Below are 18,810 nucleotides of genomic sequence, written 5' to 3' on the forward strand. Positions count from 1 at the left end.
TCGCTAATTTGCGTAATATGGATAGCTATAGATAGCTTTTTATCCTAATGTATCGTCATGAAACCCAAAGTCGTCATCGGATTTCTCGGCACCCAGCTCGATTCCGGCCGAGGCGCCGGCCGCTGGGAGAAATGGCGTCCTTCGGTGTCGCTGGGCATGCATGAGGACTTCCTCGTCAGCCGCATCGAACTGCTAGCGGATGAACGCCGCTACAAGGATGTCTCGGACCTGGTGTGCGCGGACATTGCGCAGGTCTCACCGGAAACGAAGGTAACGGTGCGCGATACCTATATCGCCGACCCGTGGGATTTCGAGTCGGTCTATTCGGTGCTGCATGAATTCAGTCGCAGCTATCCGTTCGATACGGAGGCCGAGGACTACTACATACACATCACCACGGGCACGCACGTTGCCCAGATTTGCCTGTTCCTGTTGACGGAAAGCCGGCATTTTCCCGCCCATCTGCTGCAGACCTCGCCTCCGCGTAAGCAGACGGCGGGAGTGAGTGGAAGTTACAGCGTTATCGATCTGGATCTGTCCAAGTACGACCGCATCGCCGAACGCTTCGTTAAGGAGCAACAAGCCGATCAGGCGTATTTGAAGAGTGGTATTGCTACGCGCAATCTCGCCTTCAATCGCATGATCGAGCAAATTGAAACCGTCGCGATTCGTTCCGCCGCACCGATCTTGCTTATGGGCCCGACCGGCGCGGGGAAAAGCCAACTCGCAAAGCGCATTTTCGAGCTGAAGAAGTTGCGCCACCAGCTTCCCGGAAACTTTGTCGAGGTGAACTGCGCAACGCTTCGCGGCGACGGCGCTATGAGCGCGCTGTTTGGACATGTCAAAGGCGCCTACACCGGCGCAATCAACGAACGCGCAGGCCTGCTCAAATCGGCCAACAAAGGCCTTCTGTTCCTGGATGAAATCGGCGAACTCGGCGCGGACGAGCAAGCCATGCTGTTGCGCGCGCTTGAGGAGAAGCGATTCCTTCCGGTTGGCAGCGACAAGGAAGTGGAGAGCGACTTCCAACTCATTGCCGGTACGAATCGAGATCTCGGCCAACGCGTTGAAGAAGGCGGGTTTCGCGACGATCTGTACGCACGACTCAATCTATGGACATTCCAGCTTCCAGGCCTCGCCGATCGCCCCGAAGACATCGAGCCCAATCTTGATTTCGAGCTTGAGCGATTCGCACAGAACAACCAGCGCCGTGTGACGTTCAATCGCGAAGCACGCGACCGCTACTTGGCCTTCGCTGCATCCGCCCAGGCGATCTGGAAGGGCAACTTCCGCGATCTCGGCGCCTCGGTAACACGCATGGCGACGCTTTCAGCTTCCGGGCGCATACGCATGGAGACGGTCGATGAGGAGATCGGACGGCTTAAGCGACTATGGGGACCGATGGGTGGGCAGGCGGATCATTTGCTTTCGCAATTGCTCGGCGATCGACTGCACGATATAGATCGCTTCGATCACGCTCAGCTGCGTGAGGTGGTCAACACGTGCCGCAACGCCAAATCACTTTCCGAGGCGGGACGCCTGCTCTTTGCAGCATCGCGTAAACGGCGCTCGACCACCAACGACGCCGACCGGTTACGCAAATACTTAGCTCGATTTGATTTGACCTGGGAAGAAGTCGCTGAACGCGTTTAGACAAGCGCCTTCTTCGATTATGCCCATGCCGCATCAAGGCAAGAACGAAATACGTCGTTGAGCATCGGCACTGCTAATGCGGCTTCGGATTTGCTCGGAGACACTCGCTCCAGCCTATCCAATTCTGCCTTTATGAATGCATGGATCGATTCAACCGGTTCCGCCAATCCCATCTCTGGCGCTGCACGCTTCAATGTAAGCAGACTATCTATGTCTGCAAGCAGTGGAGCGTTATCACCCAACAGATGCAGCAGCTTTTCGAATTCAATGGGGGCCGCAGATTGGTACCGCTCCAACCAGCGGAATGCCAACAGTGGGCGCAAGACGTAGAAGTATTTTTTCAGCGGCACAAGGTCGCCTTTTAGGTAGCCGCGAAAATTTTTCTTGGCCATGCTTCGGTAGTGATACATGCCGCTTTCGCACGAATAGACCGCACTCAGCATGTTACGAACCGAGTGAGCGAAGTCGCCCTCCTGCTTGTAGATAATTGGCGATTGAATCCACTCAACGAATGCTGGATTGGATTTCCAAAAGAGTCTCAACGCCTTTCGCAGATCCCATCCATTTAAGTCGATGTCATCGACGATCGGATATTCAATGACATCCCGCTGTTCTTCCAGTCCCACCGAAAGGTACCAATCTCTTGGGTGGACGTAGATGAATCGAGCGTCGTAGTCGCTATTGGGAGATTCAAAGCCCCAGGCGCGACTTCCAGACTCAACAGCAAGCAGGACCCTGACGCCATGCTCCGATTCGGCACGGCTTATACGACTCTCAATTTCACTACGTACAGAAGGTTGAATCATGGGTCTCACACTTGAGTAGATCGGGGCGGCAGTCGCTTATCCGATTCGATTTAGGACGTTCAACTGGCGAGTTTATGTCCGCAATCGAAAGCGGACACTACCTATTTCTCCATAGTGCGCGCACTGAACCATAAAATTTTGCGCATGGGCGCCCGCTGGCAAAAAAAGCGGACAATTTATGGTCAAACGGATGACCAAAAGAACTCGCGAGACCACAATCGCTTAGATATGGCGCGGCCAATTTAAGGTTGAACGCACAACGCTATATCGACACGAAGAAAAGATGGCGCGCCCGGAGGGATTCGAACCCCCGACCAATGGCTTCGGAAGCCACTACTCTATCCGGCTGAGCTACGGGCGCGTGGTGTGCAGCGCGTTGGCGGGAGCGATCCGAAGGATGCGTGCCAGCGGCGGAGGACGAGTATAGCGGACTTGGGGGAGTACGCCCAACGATCGTTTTTCGCGAAGCAGAGGCCCTGGGCGCTCGGCTCGTCGGACTGATTCGCAGGTTAGGTTAGCTAGCCCCACCCCGACCCTCCCCTGCTTGCAGGGGAGGGAGTGGTTCTGGAAGGCGCGCAGGTTTAGCGGGCCTTGATCAGCTGACTCAAGGTATCCGGCTTGCTGGTGTCGCGTTCCAGATGCGGATACTTCAGGCCGCCGTGGTAGTCGATGCGCAGCGTCTTGTACTCATCGAAATTCTTCACCAGCAGTTCGATCGATTGGCTGCTGTCCTTGGCGGCGGTGACGGCGTCCTTCATCGCATCCGGATCGTAGCTGTGGCCATTGACGGCGATGATGGTCATGCCCGGCGACAGGCCGGCGTTGAAGGCCGGACCATCCCACAGCACGTCGTTGATCGCGCCTTCCTTGCCGATCGACACACCCAGCGAATAGGTGAAATCGGCGGTGTGACGGAAAGCTTCCGCGGCCTTGATCGCGTCGGAAGGCTTGTCGTTGTAGACCAGCTTCCAGCCGTGCGCTTCCAGGCCACCGATCAGCGGACCATGACCATCGAGGCGCGTACGCAGGTAGCTGGTCCAGTCATACGGTGCGATGTCGTTGAGTGTCTTGACCACGTCCTCGAACGTATACGTGTCGACATCCCATGCACCGGGATTCACGCCGAAGAAGGCCTTACCGAAATCGTCGATGCTCTTCTTGTTGCCCGTCAGCTCGCGCAGCTTGCCGTCCACTTCCAGCCAGATCATTTCACCGGCGGAGTAGTAGTCCTCGCTGCCCTGGTAGTTGCGATACGGCAGCGGACGACGCTGGGCGATGGTGGGATCGTTGGTGGTGTCCTGCACATTGCGCCAGCTGGCGAGGCCCGGACGGCCCTTGTCGTAGTTGGCGGCGACGGCTGCGATCATTTCTTTGTACTGATCGCTGCTCCACAAACCGGAGCGCGCCGCCATGACCTGTCCCCAGAACTGGGTCTGGCCTTCATACACCCACAGCAGCGAGTCACCCATCGGCACATTGAAGTTCGGCGTGGCCAGATCGGCACCGCGACGGTACTTACCGTCCCAGGAGTGATTGAATTCGTGCGACAGCAGGTCGCGCATCACCCAGCTCTTGTCCCATTCGGAGAAGTAGCCGCTGGGCGTGCCGTCTTCGCTGGAGCGATGGTGTTCCAGACCGTTGCCGCTCATCTTGTCGCTGAGCGAGAACAGGAAATCGTAGTGATCGTAGTGGTGCGCACCGTACAGCTTGTACATCTGCTGTATCAGCGACTGGTGGATCTTCAACTGCTCGGGCGTGATCTCCAGATACTTCGGATCGTCCGCCACGATATCCATATGCACTGGCGTGCTGGCGCCCGGATCGAGATCGACGCGCTTGAAGTATTTGCCGGCATAAATCGGCGAATCGACCAGATCGTCGTAGTTGATCGATTTGAAGTGCACCGTATCGCCATCACGCGAGGCGACTTCCAGCGCTGAGCCGAATTGCCAGCCGGCCGGCAGTGTCACGCTGGGATTGGTCTGAATCTGGCGTGCGAAGTAGCCGGCCGGATACAGCGAAACGGTGTTCCACTGCAGGTTGAGCATTTCCGGCGTCATCACCACGCGGCCCTGACGCATGTCCTGCGGCGACAGGTACTGGAACTCCACGTCTACGCTGTTTGCGCCTTGCGGCACATCGACATGGAAGGCGTAGACGTTGTACTCGTCGCGCGTCCACGGCAGCACCTTGCCGTTGGCCTTCACCACCAGGCCGGCGAACTTGTCGATCGGGCCACTGGGCGAGTGGTTGCCTGGAATCCACTCCGGATAAAGCAAGGTCAGCGGACCTGATGCGACGGGTATGACCTCATGCACGCGAAACACGCGATGGGCAAGGTCAGTGGCGTCGACATTGATCGTCAGCGCGCCGGCGCTGTACGGCACGTTCTGCGGGGCGGATACATCGTCGGCATGGGCGGCAAAAGCGATGCATCCGAGCGTGGCAGCAAGGATGGCGGCGGCAAGAGGCTGGCGTTTCAAAAGGTTCTCCCGGGCGGTGTTCGGCCGCTGTCACAAACGTGAATGCGGCATAAGCATCCGATGCTAGCCATCTGCAGCGGCCCAGGCCCCCTGCCAGAGGTCACAGACTGAATGGTTTTCCAACGCGGAGCTTGCGGCGAGATCTTGCGCCCACTCGATGCCCGCGCACTTTCTTACATGAATCGCAGGCTTATCCGCGGCGATTAAAGCTGAACCGTAGCTTCCCCGCAGACCATTCCGGAAAGCCTGGGGTCAGCTGAGATGTTACAATGTTGTTACATCGCGTACCCCGCGCGATCCGTCACGACGAGTCCCCCAAGCGTCGCCGTGTCGGTCAATAAAAAAGAGATGGAGTCCTCCATGAATAAGCTAGCCCTCTCGGCCGCTGTGGCCGCCCTTGCCCTGTCCCCCGTGCTGAGCCAGGCCGCCCACGCGGACGACGCCAGCACCGCTACCTACGGTTCGAACATCAACCCGAACTGGCAGGACAACTTCTTCGCCGCCGGTAACCTGGGCCAGACCCAGGCTCGCACCAGCGACCTGGACCATAACAACAGCGTGTTCCAGAACGTCCGCTTCGGCTGGCGCTGGAATGGCATCATCGGTCCGGAAATCGGCTACGTGTACCTCGGCCGCCCCAAGGCTGACATTGGCAATGGCTTCGGTTCGCTGTCGGCCAAGCCGCAGGCCGCCACCGTCGGCTTGAACGCCAAGTACAACTTCTACCAGGCCTGGTACGTGACCGCCCACGCCGGTTACATGCGTTCGCGCACCGAGCTGGCTTTCACGGCTGGTGACTTCGACAGCCGCTACAAGACCTGGAACAGCGGTCTGTACGCCGGTCTGGGCGTTGGCTATGACGTCACCAAGAATGTCAGCCTGGCTCTGAACTACGACAACTACCGTCTGCAGGCTGGTAACGACACCAGCGTCTACTACACGGGCGTGGGTCACACCCGCACCAACATCGCTGCGTACTCCGCTTCGGTGGAATACCGCTTCTAAGCGAGTTGATAGCCGTCGCCTCAGCGCGATGGCCAGCGTTACCCAAATCCCCCGGGGCAACCCGGGGGATTTTTTGTTGGGTCATCGGGGGATGTGCGACCGTCGCGGCCGGCCTCTGCCCCACCGTCATCTGATCTAAAGTTCGGCCACCCCAGGCCGATATGTCTCCCAAGCCGCTCTCGCGTGGCAACCCCGGCCTAAGGACTGACATATGAAATCACTCATCGCCGCGACCGCGCTGCTGGTCGCCCCCGTCGCAGCTCATGCTTGTGCATCCACTGATTTCGCGATCCAGGACGTGAAAGTTGCTGCCGTCGGCAGCGGCATGGCGACCCGCCTGAGCGTCAAGGGCAAGTTGGTGAACAACTGCACCTCGGCCGCCGCCGCACAAGTGCGCCTCGATGCGAAGGACAGCACCGGCAACGTGCTGGCCACCAAAGAAGGCTGGCCCGCCGGCACCACCAATATCAGCCCTGGTCAATCAGTCGATTTCGACCTGGGCCGCCTGCTGCATTACCAACCGGACATGCAGAGCTATTCCTTGAGCGTGGTCGACGTCCGCGCCTGGTAAATCGGTTTTCCTGTGCGTGTGTGAACCTGCCGGCGGCATGCCCATGCCGTCGGCTTTTTTTATGCCCTTTCACCTGGCTGACAGGCAACGCCATTCAGGTTTTGATGACTGTCGCCAATTCCCTCCGTTACCTGCATGATTGAAGGACGGGGGAATACAGGGGCAAAGCATGGGGCTGGCGAAAGAGCTGCGAAGCCATTGGGCCAGGCATTTGGCGGTGATTGCCGGCTACATGCTTATACGCACCCTGTTCCATCCATTCACCGACGGCCACATGTCCCTTTACGCCGGCCTGCGGCTCGGTGCGCTACTGCTGCTTCCTTATCGCTACTGGCCGGCGGTCGTTGCTTGCGACATCTTCTGCCTCGCGCAAACCACTATCGAATGCGCCGGCCAGCTTGGCACGCACTGGGCGATGTGGAACATGCTTCCGGGTTCCATCACCGCACAACCCATCGCATGGTGGTGCCGCGAGCGGATGGGACTGTTCCCGAACAAACGGCAAGTCAACTTCATGGCACTTTTCGTGGCCATTGCCGGTGTGTCGGCAACCTGGACACTGTTCAATTGCATCACCATGCTCAGTGCCACCGATCCAACACAACCCTTGAAGCTGTCCGCCACCTTGGTGGCTGCCGCCTTCACCGGGCAATACATGGGCATGCTGGCGACGATACCGTGGGCCTTGATGGCGCGGGTGGAGTGGGAATCGAAGCTACCGGTGCGCCAGCGCTGGCAACGCATCAGCCATCACGTATTTGCCGCCGACACACTGATCATGCTGGCTGGTACGGCCATCTTCCTGTTCCTGCTGAGCCGCAACAATCACAACGACGTACGGCATATCGCGCTCAGAGTCGTCTTCGTGCCCATGGTCTGGCTGTTGGTGAAACAGGACTGGCGCGCGGTAGCGGTAAGCGGCACACCGTGCATTCTGTTTCTTGGCGCCTTGCTGGACTCCATCCCCAATCCCACCGTCGCGCAGGCGGAAGGCTTCATTGCCCTGTGTCTTACCGGCCTCTTTGCACTCGGAACCCGTATTACGTCGCAGCAACAACAAAAAGAACATGAACGACGCCAAGCCAAACGAGCCATCCTGCTCGCCCAGCAAAGCATGCAATTGAACGAAACACGTATGCGAAAAACAGCACAGGCATTGGAACTTGCAGGGAGTGTGCTGCACCTCTCGCATCACCAACTGTTGACGCGCTTTCGCAACATGCTTCCGGCCAACGAAGCCATGCGCTATGACCGTCAGGCGACGGCAACACAAAGCCAGGTCAGCGGGCTCGCCGACAGCATGCATCCGTCGGCGTGGCGCCAACGCGGGTTACCGGCGGCGTTACACGAAACCATCGCGCGTGTGTTGGCCGAAGCTGGCGTTGCCTACCGTTGCGACATCAAGGGCGCGACACTGAGCGACCTCTCGCCCAGCATGCATACGGCCATCTATCGACAAGCTTGCGAATCGGTAACCTACGTCAACATGCAAATGGTCTGCTCAAGCGTGCGCGTGCGCTTGCGCGTTGGCATCACGCGTCAAGTGCATTGGGCCATGCTTTGTGTGGATGGAACCGTTGAGCCCACGCACATAAACGACGCCGTGTACGACATTGGCGAACGTGAGTTTCTGGCGTCCAAACTGGGCGCCTATGGCCTCAACCTGGACGCGATGCGCAATCATGCGTATCTGTTCAACGGCCTTATCCATGAGCGCATGACACACAAGGGCATGCGAATCAGCTGCCTGTTCGTAGACGAGCCGATGCGCCATGTACAGCGGCCCATTGTGCCGACACCTGCGAACCCCTGGATTGCCTGAGTTGTTGGACGTGTGACTGCGCGGGAAACGTAGATTGCGTTACCGCGCACTTGATCCAGGGATAGTCCAAGCTTGTATGGCCGTCATCCCCGCTTTCGCGGAAATAGCGGCTATACGAATCAGTGCAGGGTGAACAGCTTGTCGAACCCAGCCACGCGCAGGGTGCCGCGCAGCGCCGTGTTGGCATTGACGATACGAATCTCAGCGCGATCACCACCGGCATGCTCGCGCAGCAAAAGGAGCATACCCAGCGCAGAGCTGTCCATGCTTTCCACTTCACCCAGATCGATCACGTAACTACGCGACCGCGACGCACCCAGACAGGCATCGTGGAATTGGCGATGCACGCTGAAGTCGAAATGGCTGCCGAGCTGCAGGGTGACGCAATCTTGTTCGATATCGTGCTGAACGTTGAGACTCATGGCGTCATTCCTCAGAACAATTCAATCTCGCCGGCATCCATGCTGTTCTGCAGGGCCGGTCCGCGCGAACGAAGGCGCGCTTTCTCGCGTTGCATGGCAAGGCGTTCGCGCACACGTTCAGAATGCTGGCGCAGCAGTTGCGCATCCACCGTCTCGCAGGCGAGGGTCTGGATATCCTGGGTGGTTTCAGCGACGACGCCTTGCAGTTCGACCAGACGGGTACGCGTCTGGTTGAGCAGCTGGCTGAGAATGTCTTCGAACTGCAGCGAGCGGATGGTGGTGGAGACGTCGTTACCCAGGCCACGATTGATCTCGACCACCTGATCTGCCACCGCACTGGTGCGCGCGTCGCTTTCGGTGACGTGAGCCATCATCGCATCGATGTCGCCCTTGGCCGACAGCGCGACGTTGAGATCCTGCGACGCCAGCTCGCCAATCAGGCCACGCACCTGCTCCATCGCGATGCGTGCGCGTTCCACGTGACTGCCGATCTGTTCGTTAAACTGGTTGGAATGGCTGGCGAGATTGCGAATTTCACCGGCCACCACCGCAAAGCCGCGGCCCGCTTCGCCGGCACGTGCCGCTTCGATGGCCGCGTTGAGCGCCAGCAGATTGGTTTCCTCGGCGATGGTGTTCACGTTCTTGAGCAGCGTGAACACCGCATCCATTTCCTTGGACATGCCATCGATGCGATAGACGATACGCAGGCTTTCACGTGACAACTGCACGATCAGGCCGACGAAATGTTCCAGCAGGTCGCCAGTACGTGCGGCGAAATCCTGCACGGACACGCCACCGTTCTGCACGCCGATGATCTGCTTCAGCAGCGACTGCTGCATGCCGGTTTTCTGCGACAAGCCATCGAAACCGCCGCCGAGTTCGGAGACCGCGTCGCGTAGCAGATCCAGCGCCTGATGCAGTTCGCGCGAGGCGTGGCCCAGTTCGTCCACCAGGGCGCCGCGCACGTCTTCCAGCGCTTCGCGCACCGGAGCACTGTCGGGCTCCACCGCGGTTTCCACCACGATCGAGGGCGTGGCCAGCTTGCGGCATTCGAAGATCCACACCGCACACAACCCGGTGATCAGCACCGGCGCCAGCCACATCGGATTCCACACCAGGCACAGCAACAACGCGACGAGGCTCGCGCCGATGCCGATGAGTGGACGCGGAGCGGAGAGAGGCCGCGCGACAAGATTGGGAATATTCACGGACATAGGATGTTCCGATACGTCAGGAGGCAGCGCGTCGTGCGCTGACGATGGGTTGTTGCGCCAGCACCAACACGCGTGCGGCAATCTGTTCAAGCGGCAGCTTTTCGTCGGCAGCGCCAAGCTTCCAGGCTGCGCCGGGCATGCCCCACACCACGGAACTGGCTTCGTCTTGCACCAGGGTCGGCGCGCCGCTTTCGCGCAGTTCCAGCAGGCCGCGCGCACCGTCGTCGCCCATGCCGGTGAGCAGCACACCGATGCCGGCGGCGCCGATGCTGGCGGCGGTCGAGCGGAATAGCACGTCCACGCTGGGCTTGTGACGATTCACCTGTGGACCATCGTGCAGGCGGCATACGTGCTTGGCGCCATCCCACATCAGCAGCAAGTGCTCGCCGCCTGGAGCGATGTACACGTGACCGGGCTGAATGGGCTGGCCATCGCGCGCTTCGCACACGCGCATTGCCGAGCAGTTGTTCATGCGCGACGCAAACGGACCGCTAAAAGCAGCCGGAATATGCTGCGTAATGACGATCGGCGGCGCATCCGGCGGCATGGCTTCCAGCAGCACGCGGATCGCTTCGGTGCCGCCGGTGGACGCTCCCACGGCGATAATGCGCTGACTACCGCGCGTGCCCGCTGACTGCGAGCGTGGTAACACGGCATCCGCGGAAAGGCGCGGCGGCACGTCTAGCTTCTGCACCGTGGTGTACGGGCGCGGACGAGTCAGCGCCGCCATCTTTACCTTGGCGCAAATTTCCTGCGCGCTTTCGGCAAAGCAGTTGGCCAGATCGCTGGAAGGCTTGGTGAAGAAATCCACGGCGCCGATTTCCAGCGCACGCAATGTGACTTCCGCGCCACGCTCAGTCAGCGATGACACCATCACCACCGGCATCGGCCGCAGGCGCATCAGATTTTCAAGGAAAGTCAGGCCATCCATGCGCGGCATTTCCACGTCGAGCGTCAGCACGTCGGGATTGAGCTGCTTGATCTTGTCGCGCGCGATCAGCGGATCGGCGGCCACGCCGACGACCTCGATACCGGGATCGGAATCGAGCATGGCCGACAGCAGCTTCCGCACCAGTGCGGAGTCATCGACTACCAGGACGCGAACTTTTTCCATTGCCGCCTTCTCGCTTAATGCTTTAGGTCTTCAATCAAGGGCGAAGGATGAGCAGCGAGGGCCGCGGACTTATGCGCTGCTCGCCCCCTGTAATGACGTGCGCGCTCGCGCCCTCGCCACTCATCCTTCGCCCCTGTCAAACAAACTACGGGAGCCTGAATCAGAACAGCTCCACCTCTCCCTTTATCGGATCATTCGCCAAACGCTTGAGGTACCGCTGCTCGTTGGCGGCCAGTTCCGCGTCGCGCTGGCTGCGCAACTGGCGCACCCGCACTCGCCCGCTGGCCGGGAAAAACTGCAGCTGGCGCGGGTAGATATCGCCCACGTCCTCGGCCACCAAGGGCAGCCCCTCGGTCTCCAGGTAGCGCTTCACGAAAGTGATGTTGCGCAGGCCCACGTCGGTCATCTGCGCCAGCACCCGGCCGCCCCCGAAGATCTTCACGGTCAACGCATCGCGCCGGCCGCCGGCCTTCAGGATGGCGTTGATCAGCTGCTCCATCGCGTCGCTGCCGTAGCGGGCCGCGCGCCCGATCGCCGCCGACCAGTCATTGCGCTCGCCGCTCATCGGCTCGGGCAGCATGAAGTGGTTCATTCCGCCGATGCGCCGCTCGTTGTCGCGAATGCACGCCGACACGCACGAGCCGAGCACCGTGGAAACCATTTCTTCCTGCCCGCTGACATAGAACTCGCCCGGCAGGACCTTCACGGTCATGCAGGCGTGGGTGGGGTCCCAGAATCGGCGCATGTGCTCGAACCCGGGCAAAACGGTATTGGAGGGGCGAGGCGCTACAGCAACGCCGGGCATCGGGGCAGTCATGACGTACGCTTCCGGTAAACAGTGCGGCCAACTAGTTCAAACGAATCGCTAAGTCCGTACATCGATTCGGAATGACCCAGGAACAGATAGCCTCCCTGCTCCAGCAAACCGGCATAGCGTTCAAACAGACGCTGCTTGGTCGGCTTGTCGAAATAGATCACCACGTTGCGGCAGAAAATCGCATCGAACGGACCGCGCATCGGCCAGTCGTGCAACAGATTGAGCGGCTGGATGGTGACCAGCTCACGCAGGCGTGGGTGCACGCGCGCCCAACCTTCATACGAGCCTTCGCCGCGCATGAACCAACGGCTGCGTCGCTCGTCGCTCACACCGCCCAGACGATCCAGCGCATACGTGCCAGCGCGCGCCGTTTCCAACGCCTGTGGCGAAAGATCCGTCGCCAGGATGCGCGCATCCACCTTGCTGCCAGTGCGATCCAACGCCTCGGCCAGCACCATCGCCAGCGCATACGGTTCTTCACCGGTCGAGCAGCCGGCCGACCAGATGCGTAGCCGACCACCGTTTTTCTTCGCTTCCAGCCAACGTGGCAGCAGATCGTTGATCAGCAGGTCGTAATGATGCATTTCACGGAAGAACGACGTGACGTTGGTGCTGATCACGCTTGCCAACTCACCCAGTTCGCCCTCCGGATCCCGGCGTAGCAGCTCGCAATAGCTGCTGAAGTCTTTCAGCCTCAGTGCGCGCAGGCGGCGCAACAAGCGTCCCTGCACCAGCTGGCGCTTCTGCTCGCCCAGGGCGATGCCGCAGTGCTGGTAGACGAAGTCGCGCAGAAACTGGAATTCGGTATCGCCAAGCAAAGGCCCACCCACGCCCGACGCGGTGGCATTGAAGTCGGTCAGGGTGGCCATGGTCATCGCTTAGAACTCCGCCCATTCGGCGGCTGGCTCAGCCACCGACTTGTTTGAAGGTTTCGTCGCCTTGCTGCGCACCGCAGCAAGCACGGCTTCGGTTTCGGCTGTAACGGAATGCGCGCGCACCTTGACGGCCGGTTTTGGCGCAGCACGGCCGGGCACCTGGAAGAAGCGCATCTGCGCGGTCAGCTCGGCGGCCTGTTCCTGCATGGCGCGCGCCGCAGCCGCAGCTTCTTCGACCAGCGCCGCGTTCTGCTGCGTCATCTCGTCCATCTGCGACACGGCGTTGTTGACTTGATCGATACCTGCCGATTGTTCCTGGCTGGCCGCGGCGATCTCGGCGACGATGTCGGTGACTTTCTTCACGCCATCGACGATATCGGCCAGTGCGTGGCCCGAGCGGTCCACCATGTCCGAACCGATACGCACCAGTTCGCCGCTCTCGCCGATCAGCACCTTGATCTCCTTCGCCGCCGACGCACTGCGCTGGGCGAGGTTGCGCACTTCCGTGGCAACCACGGCAAAGCCACGACCCTGTTCGCCGGCACGCGCCGCTTCCACCGCGGCATTGAGCGCCAGCAGGTTGGTCTGGAAGGCGATCTCGTCGATCAGGCCGACAATGTCCGCCATGCGGCGGCTGGAGGCATCGATATCGCGCATCGCTGACACGGCACCCATCACCACCTTGCCGCCCTGCTCGGCACGCTCGCGTGCGCTGTTGGCCAGACGATTGGCTTGCGTGGCGTTGTCAGCGTTCTGCTTGACCGTGGCGGTCATTTCCTCCATCGACGAGGCGGTTTCCTCGAGGCTGGAAGCTTGTTCCTGCGTGCGTTGGCTCAGATCGTCATTGCCGCGCGCGATCTGCTGCGATGCGGAGCTCACTCCTACCGCGTTGTCGCGCACGTTGCTGACAATCTCGACCAGCTTGTCGCTCATCGCTTGCAAGGCATGCTGCAACACGCCGATTTCGTCGTTGCTGGTCACCGTGATTTGATGTCCGAGGCGGCCCTGAGTGATTTCACCGGCCACACTGGCGGCAATACCAAGCGGCTTGGCAATCGTGCTGCGCAGATAGACCACGATGCCGCCCATGACCAGCAGCCCGAACAGAATGCAACCGCCGATCATCCCCATCATCTGCGGATAGCGATGCTGAGCCAAAAGGTAATGATCGTGAACCTGATCAGCGTTGATTTTCTGCAAGCTGCTCAGCACGTCGTGCAACGATGTTGCTGTTGCACCAACCTCGTCACTGACTTCCACGGCGGCATTGGCGTAATCATCGTGGCTGAGCAGATCCAAGGTCTTATCCACCTGCGCATCGAACTGCTTGCGCAGCGGTCCGTAACGGTCGGCCACCGCACGCTCGTCATTCGAACTGACTTGGGACGGGTAATACGCGGACCAGCGGGTATCCATGATTTTGCGCATCGCAGGCAGGCGCGCCTGCACGTCTTGCAGCAATGCCTTGTCGTGCCTGATAACGATGCGCTGAAGTTCGACGCGCAGTTCGGTTTGCTGATCCTTGACGGCGGAAATGTCCAACACCGGCAGCATGTTCGAGTTGTAGATATCGCCCAGCACAAAATTGGCGTGGTCGATGGCGTAGGTGCCTACACCGCCTACACTGAGCAAGGTGGCCGCGCACAGGGAGAGCGCGACGATCAACTTGCGGGAAATGGTCCAGCTGCCAAGAGTCACAACACTTACCTCATCGTTTTATTGGTAGAAACACTGCGGACATAGCGCATACGGTGTCCCTACCGCTTGAACACGAAACTCCTCTGGCCTGGCAGAAGCCCCTCTCTCCTGCTTGAAGACATGTCTTGCTTACCCTCCGCCAGCGATGGGCGGAGGGTTACTGCATGAATCAGAATTCCTTCCACACACCGCTATCGGCCGTTTCCGGCGCGGTGCGGCGGCTCGACGCAGTCGGTGGCGCCGACTGACGCACGGCGGCGAACACGGCCTCGGTTTCGGCCAGGACTTCCGCCGCCTTCGGCTTGGCCGCGGCGACTGAAGCAGCGGCTTCTTCACCGAAACGGAAGAAGTTCACCTGGCGCGACAGTTCCCCGGCCTGCTCGTGCATGGCGCGTGCGGCAGCGGAGGCTTCCTCCACCAGTGCAGCGTTCTGCTGGGTCATTTCATCCATCTGCGACACCGCGTTGTTCACCTGGTCGATGCCTGCCGATTGTTCCTGGCTGGCTGCGGCGATCTCGGCCACGATGTCGGTGACTTTTTTCACGCTGTCGACGATGTCGGCCAGCGCTTTGCCTGACTGATCCACCAGTTCGGAACCGGCGCGCACCTTGTCGGCGCTGTCGTTGATCAGCAGCTTGATTTCTTTGGCCGCGCCGGCGCTGCGCTGCGCCAGATTGCGTACTTCGGTAGCGACCACGGCAAAGCCACGGCCCTGCTCACCGGCACGTGCAGCTTCCACCGCGGCATTGAGCGCCAGCAGGTTGGTCTGGAAGGCGATTTCGTCGATCAGGCTGACGATGTCGGAAATCTTGCGGCTGGAGCTGTTGATTTCGCGCATGGCGGTAACGGCCTGCGCCGCCACTTCACCGCCGCGCTCGGCCTGTTCGCGTGCGCCGCGGGCAAGTTGGTTGGCGTGGCTGGCGTTTTCCGCGTTCTGCTTCACGGTGGAGGTCATTTCCTCCATTGACGAAGCGGTTTCTTCCAGGCTGGAGGCCTGTTCCTGTGTGCGCTGGCTGAGGTCGTCGTTGCCGCGCGCGATCTGCTGCGCAGCCGTGCTCACCGCATCGGAGCCCTGGCGTACTTCGGCGACGATTTCCACCAGACGCTGATCCATCGTGCGCAGCGCGGAAAGCAGGTTGGCCAATTCATCGTTGCCCTTCACCTCGATCTCGTGACCGAGCTTGCCGGCGGCGATTTCCTTGGCAACTTTCATCGCGTAGTTCAGCGCATGCGAGATCGAGCGAATCAGCAAGGTCGAGCGGAGCAGCGCGAAGAGAAGGCCGGCGAGCAAGGCAATGACCGTGATCATGCGTACGCGCTCGTAACTCTTCACCTGCGCCTGGTAGGTGGCGTTGGCTTCGTCGCGCTGGATCTCGACCACCTTGGCCAAGCTATCCAGGCGCTGCATCAGCAGGGGACGCATTTCCATTTCCACCGTATCGGTGGCGGAGTTGTCGTTCTGCTTGATGGCATCGAGCACGTCATCGCGTGCCTGCAGGTAATCCTTGTCGGTCGACTTATAGTCCTTGACAGTGGCCTCCAGCTTGGGGCTCAGCGACAGCTTGTCGAGCGACTTGGTCACGTCGTCCATCTGCTTCAGGTAGCGATCCGCTTCGGTCAGCTTCTGCTTCACCTGATCGGGCTTGCCCACCAAGGTGGCGGCCTCGTTGAGCGTAATGAAGTACATCAGCGAATTGGTGCGCAGCGTATCGACCAGCTGCGTTGGCACCAGCTCATTGTCGTAGATGGATTGCGTGCCGGCGTTCTGGCGCGCCATCGAGCCCACGCCGATCACCGCACCAGCAACCAGCATGACGCACAGCAGCCCGACCAGCATGATCAGGCGTGCCTTGATCGTCAGCGACGTAAATTTCAACTTCGGGAAGCGCAGTTTCATGTTGTCTTATTCCTTCATGCCACAGCTTTCACATCGTCGGCCGCGTTCAGGGCGGCTTCGAGCATCTGCGCGTCCTGCGGTTGCAGCAGCTTGTCTGCATCGAGCAGCAGCACCATGCGGTCGCCGATCGAGGTCAGTCCTTTCAGGTATTCGGTGTCGACGGTGGTGCCCATGTCGGGCACCGGGCGCAGCGCATCGCTGGCCACATCGATCACGTCGGACACGGCGTCCACCACCACGCCGAATTGGCGGCCTGCCACGGTGATGATCACGGTGACGGTGGTGGCGTTGTATTCCTCGCGGGCAAGACCGAAACGCAAGCGCAGATCGACCACCGGCACGATGGCGCCGCGAAGATTCAGCACGCCCAACACGTAATGCGGCGACTGCGGAATGCGCGTTACCGGCGTCCAGCCGCGAATCTCGCGCACGGACAGGATGTCGACACCGTATTCCTCGTGAGCGAGGTTGACGGTGAGGTACTGCGACTGGAGCGCCTCGCTCCGGGCCTGGTCAGACATGTTTCGCCTCGTCATTGGAGCGCCCCCAGAGGGCTCCCGTTCGAAAGATGGATCGGCGGTTTTGGGTAAAACTTGAGCTGTTTCCTGCACGTTTCCTTGACTTTCTCGTAGCGAAGGACGCCCCTCCCCTCCCGGGAGAGGGCGCTTGTTCCTGGTAGCGGCTAGAACTCGGCCCACTCCCCAGCCACCGCCAGAGGCCGCGCCGCCGGCATGGCGACCCGGGCGGTCACTGGGGCGGGTTTGAGCGCGGAACGAACCTCGCCACGCACCCGGAAATACCCCATCTGCGTCTGCAACCGATCCGCCTGCTCCTGCATGGCCCGCGCCGCGGCCGCCGCCTCTTCCACCAGCGCAGCGTTCTGCTGGGTGACCTCGTCCATCTGCGTCACCGCCCGGTTGACCTGCTCGATGCCGGCCGATTGCTCCTGGCTGGCCGCGGCGATCTCGTCCACGATGTCAGCCACTTTCTTCGCGCTACCGATGATTCCTGTGAGCGCCTGCCCGGATGCTTCGACCAGCTGTGTCCCGGCCTGCACCTTGTCCACGCTGTCGCCGATCAGGGCCTTGATGTCCTTCGCGGCGCGCGCACTGCGTTGGGCGAGGTTGCGCACTTCCGTGGCAACCACCGCGAAACCATGGCCGTGCTCGCCGGCATGCGCGGCTTCGACCGCCGCATTCAGTGCCAGCAGATTGGTCTGGAAGGCGATTTCATCGATCAGGCCGACGATCTCCGCGATCTGCCCACTGGCCTGCTTGATCGCCTGCATCGCCACGCTGGCCTGTTGCGCCACGTCACCGCCGCGCTCGGCCTGGTTGCGCATGGCGGTAGCGAGCTGGCTGGCTTGGCCGGCGTTTCCGGCGCTTTGCTTCACCGTGGATGTCATTTCTTCCATCGATGCCGCGGTTTCTTCCAGGCTGGAGGCCTGTTCCTGCGTGCGATAGCTCAGGTCGTCGTTGCCGCGCGCAATCTGCTGCGCTGCTGAGGTGACGGCGTGGGCGCCCTGCTGAACCTCGCCGACGATGTCCGTAAGCTTGCCGCGCATGCGCCCAAGCGCATCCAGCAAACTGCCTTCGGCAGCCTGCACGTTGTCACCACTCAGATCGCCATCGGCAATACGCGTTGCCATGGTCACCGCCACGCCCGGCTCGCCACCGATGCTGCTGCGGATGCTGCGCATCGACTCCCACACCACCAGGATCACCAGCAAACCCACCAGCGCGGCGCGCAGCAGACTGCCGATCAGCATCTGCTGGAACTGCGCATCGATATCCACAAAGTACGCGCCGGCTGCCACGTGCAGATCCCAGGGCTTGTACCAGGACGAATAGGTCATCTTGAGCTTGTTGCCTTTGCTGCCCGGCATCGGCCACATGTATTCGGTAAGGCCGTGACCATCGCGCTGGTCGGCCGCCAACATGTCGCGATAGAAATACTTGCCGGTGGTGTCAGCATCGTCGTGAATGCTCTTACCATCGCGCTGGGGCATGATCGGATGCATGCGCATGACAAGACCGGAGTCGAAGGTATAGACGTAGCCGGTGCCGTTGTTCCAGCGTAATGTGGACAGCGCTGCCAGCGCACGCCGCTGCGCTTCCGCTTCGCTGAATTCACCCTTCACGGCGCGCTCGTGATAGCTCTCAAGCAACGACGTAGCGGTCGCCACCTGATCGCCCAATGCACGCTCGCGCGCCTGCATCTGCAGGCTGCGACTGTCGGCAGCCGACATCACGGTGAGCGCAACCAGTCCGATCACGACGATCGCGATCACCAGCCACACCCTGGCCGCAAGACTCAGGTGTTCCAACAGTTTCAAGGGGGACATCATGACGGCAACCTTCGAAGAGATGGGAAATCGGAGCGCAAGCGTCCGCGCACCGCTCTCCCGGCACGGCAGATCTTCAGGTGGTAACT

15 protein-coding genes and 1 tRNA gene are annotated in these 18,810 nt (G+C 60.6%); 4 read left to right on the plus strand and 12 right to left on the minus strand.

Translation table 11 applies throughout. The features are described from left to right. The first annotated feature begins 57 nt into the window (after window positions 1-57). Complete coding sequence (gene rtcR / locus ISN74_RS18395; protein WP_188795175.1) at window positions 58-1,653, plus strand: RNA repair transcriptional activator RtcR; 1,596 nt, start codon at window positions 58-60, stop codon at window positions 1,651-1,653. A 17-nt stretch (window positions 1,654-1,670) separates the two neighbouring features. Here the strand turns inward: rtcR and ISN74_RS18400 are convergent, their stop codons facing one another. The 3 genes from ISN74_RS18400 to ISN74_RS18410 all read right to left on the minus strand — a co-directional run bounded on the left by ISN74_RS18400 (window position 1,671) and on the right by ISN74_RS18410 (window position 4,942). Further along, window positions 1,671-2,459 carry a nucleotidyltransferase domain-containing protein gene (locus tag ISN74_RS18400; protein ID WP_188795177.1) on the minus strand — a complete coding sequence of 263 codons (789 nt, stop codon included), beginning with the start codon at window positions 2,457-2,459 and terminating at the stop codon, window positions 1,671-1,673. Between the two features lie 284 nt (window positions 2,460-2,743). Then, window positions 2,744-2,820, minus strand: a tRNA-Arg gene (locus ISN74_RS18405). A gap of 220 nt (window positions 2,821-3,040) precedes the next feature. Next, the gene (locus ISN74_RS18410; RefSeq protein WP_188795179.1) at window positions 3,041-4,942 is read right to left on the minus strand and encodes a M61 family metallopeptidase; all 1,902 of its coding nucleotides are present in this window, start codon (window positions 4,940-4,942) and stop codon (window positions 3,041-3,043) included. 360 nt (window positions 4,943-5,302) lie between these two features. On the opposite strand from ISN74_RS18410, the gene ISN74_RS18415 reads away from it, so the two are divergent. From ISN74_RS18415 to ISN74_RS18425, 3 genes are all read left to right on the plus strand, one after another. Then, window positions 5,303-5,947, plus strand: coding sequence for an outer membrane protein (locus ISN74_RS18415; protein WP_188795181.1), 645 nt, complete (start codon window positions 5,303-5,305; stop codon window positions 5,945-5,947). A 211-nt stretch (window positions 5,948-6,158) separates the two neighbouring features. Further along, entirely contained in the window at window positions 6,159-6,518 is a 360-nt protein-coding gene (locus tag ISN74_RS18420) for a hypothetical protein (protein ID WP_188795183.1), read from the plus strand. 169 nt (window positions 6,519-6,687) lie between these two features. Then, window positions 6,688-8,340 carry an MASE1 domain-containing protein gene (locus ISN74_RS18425; RefSeq protein WP_188795185.1) on the plus strand — a complete coding sequence of 551 codons (1,653 nt, stop codon included), beginning with the start codon at window positions 6,688-6,690 and terminating at the stop codon, window positions 8,338-8,340. A 119-nt stretch (window positions 8,341-8,459) separates the two neighbouring features. On the opposite strand, the gene ISN74_RS18430 is transcribed toward ISN74_RS18425, so the two are convergent. From ISN74_RS18430 to ISN74_RS18470, 9 genes are all read right to left on the minus strand, one after another. Further along, window positions 8,460-8,762 carry an STAS domain-containing protein gene (locus ISN74_RS18430; RefSeq protein ID WP_188795187.1) on the minus strand — a complete coding sequence of 101 codons (303 nt, stop codon included), beginning with the start codon at window positions 8,760-8,762 and terminating at the stop codon, window positions 8,460-8,462. Window positions 8,763-8,773: 11 nt separating this feature from the next. Further along, the gene (locus ISN74_RS18435) at window positions 8,774-9,976 is read right to left on the minus strand and encodes a methyl-accepting chemotaxis protein (protein WP_188795188.1); all 1,203 of its coding nucleotides are present in this window, start codon (window positions 9,974-9,976) and stop codon (window positions 8,774-8,776) included. Between the two features lie 16 nt (window positions 9,977-9,992). Further along, entirely contained in the window at window positions 9,993-11,090 is a 1,098-nt protein-coding gene (locus ISN74_RS18440; protein WP_188795190.1) for a protein-glutamate methylesterase/protein-glutamine glutaminase, read from the minus strand. A gap of 160 nt (window positions 11,091-11,250) precedes the next feature. After that, window positions 11,251-11,907: a chemoreceptor glutamine deamidase CheD gene (cheD, locus tag ISN74_RS18445; RefSeq protein WP_229678840.1), complete on the minus strand. Its 657-nt coding sequence runs from the start codon at window positions 11,905-11,907 to the stop codon at window positions 11,251-11,253. Next, window positions 11,904-12,782, minus strand: coding sequence for a CheR family methyltransferase (locus ISN74_RS18450; RefSeq protein ID WP_188795192.1), 879 nt, complete (start codon window positions 12,780-12,782; stop codon window positions 11,904-11,906). Before ISN74_RS18450 ends, cheD begins: the two co-directional genes overlap by 4 nt. 3 nt (window positions 12,783-12,785) lie before the next feature. Further along, on the minus strand, window positions 12,786-14,480 hold the full coding sequence (locus tag ISN74_RS18455) for a methyl-accepting chemotaxis protein (protein WP_188795194.1): 1,695 nt from the start codon (window positions 14,478-14,480) through the stop codon (window positions 12,786-12,788). Between the two features lie 169 nt (window positions 14,481-14,649). Further along, window positions 14,650-16,377, minus strand: a complete 1,728-nt coding sequence (locus ISN74_RS18460; protein WP_188795196.1) for a methyl-accepting chemotaxis protein — start codon at window positions 16,375-16,377, stop codon at window positions 14,650-14,652. A 14-nt stretch (window positions 16,378-16,391) separates the two neighbouring features. After that, window positions 16,392-16,898, minus strand: a complete 507-nt coding sequence (locus tag ISN74_RS18465; RefSeq protein ID WP_188795198.1) for a chemotaxis protein CheW — start codon at window positions 16,896-16,898, stop codon at window positions 16,392-16,394. A gap of 161 nt (window positions 16,899-17,059) precedes the next feature. Further along, a complete protein-coding gene (locus ISN74_RS18470; protein ID WP_425488840.1) occupies window positions 17,060-18,721 on the minus strand; it encodes a methyl-accepting chemotaxis protein in 1,662 nt (553 codons plus the stop codon). Between the last annotated feature and the right edge of the window lie 89 nt (window positions 18,722-18,810).

The sequence above is a fragment of the Dyella caseinilytica genome (assembly GCF_016865235.1).
GTDB lineage: Bacteria > Pseudomonadota > Gammaproteobacteria > Xanthomonadales > Rhodanobacteraceae > Dyella_B > Dyella_B caseinilytica.

Coding starts and splice junctions, on each gene's coding strand:
- rtcR (WP_188795175.1), top strand. CDS start 58: ATGAAACCCAAAGTCGTCATCGGATTTCTCGGCACCCAGCTCGATTCC.
- ISN74_RS18400 (WP_188795177.1), bottom strand. CDS start 2,459: ATGATTCAACCTTCTGTACGTAGTGAAATTGAGAGTCGTATAAGCCGT.
- ISN74_RS18415 (WP_188795181.1), top strand. CDS start 5,303: ATGAATAAGCTAGCCCTCTCGGCCGCTGTGGCCGCCCTTGCCCTGTCC.
- ISN74_RS18420 (WP_188795183.1), top strand. CDS start 6,159: ATGAAATCACTCATCGCCGCGACCGCGCTGCTGGTCGCCCCCGTCGCA.
- ISN74_RS18425 (WP_188795185.1), top strand. CDS start 6,688: ATGGGGCTGGCGAAAGAGCTGCGAAGCCATTGGGCCAGGCATTTGGCG.
- ISN74_RS18430 (WP_188795187.1), bottom strand. CDS start 8,762: ATGAGTCTCAACGTTCAGCACGATATCGAACAAGATTGCGTCACCCTG.
- ISN74_RS18435 (WP_188795188.1), bottom strand. CDS start 9,976: ATGTCCGTGAATATTCCCAATCTTGTCGCGCGGCCTCTCTCCGCTCCG.
- ISN74_RS18440 (WP_188795190.1), bottom strand. CDS start 11,090: ATGGAAAAAGTTCGCGTCCTGGTAGTCGATGACTCCGCACTGGTGCGG.
- cheD (WP_229678840.1), bottom strand. CDS start 11,907: ATGACTGCCCCGATGCCCGGCGTTGCTGTAGCGCCTCGCCCCTCCAAT.
- ISN74_RS18450 (WP_188795192.1), bottom strand. CDS start 12,782: ATGACCATGGCCACCCTGACCGACTTCAATGCCACCGCGTCGGGCGTG.
- ISN74_RS18460 (WP_188795196.1), bottom strand. CDS start 16,377: ATGAAACTGCGCTTCCCGAAGTTGAAATTTACGTCGCTGACGATCAAG.
- ISN74_RS18465 (WP_188795198.1), bottom strand. CDS start 16,898: ATGTCTGACCAGGCCCGGAGCGAGGCGCTCCAGTCGCAGTACCTCACC.
- ISN74_RS18470 (WP_425488840.1), bottom strand. CDS start 18,721: ATGTCCCCCTTGAAACTGTTGGAACACCTGAGTCTTGCGGCCAGGGTG.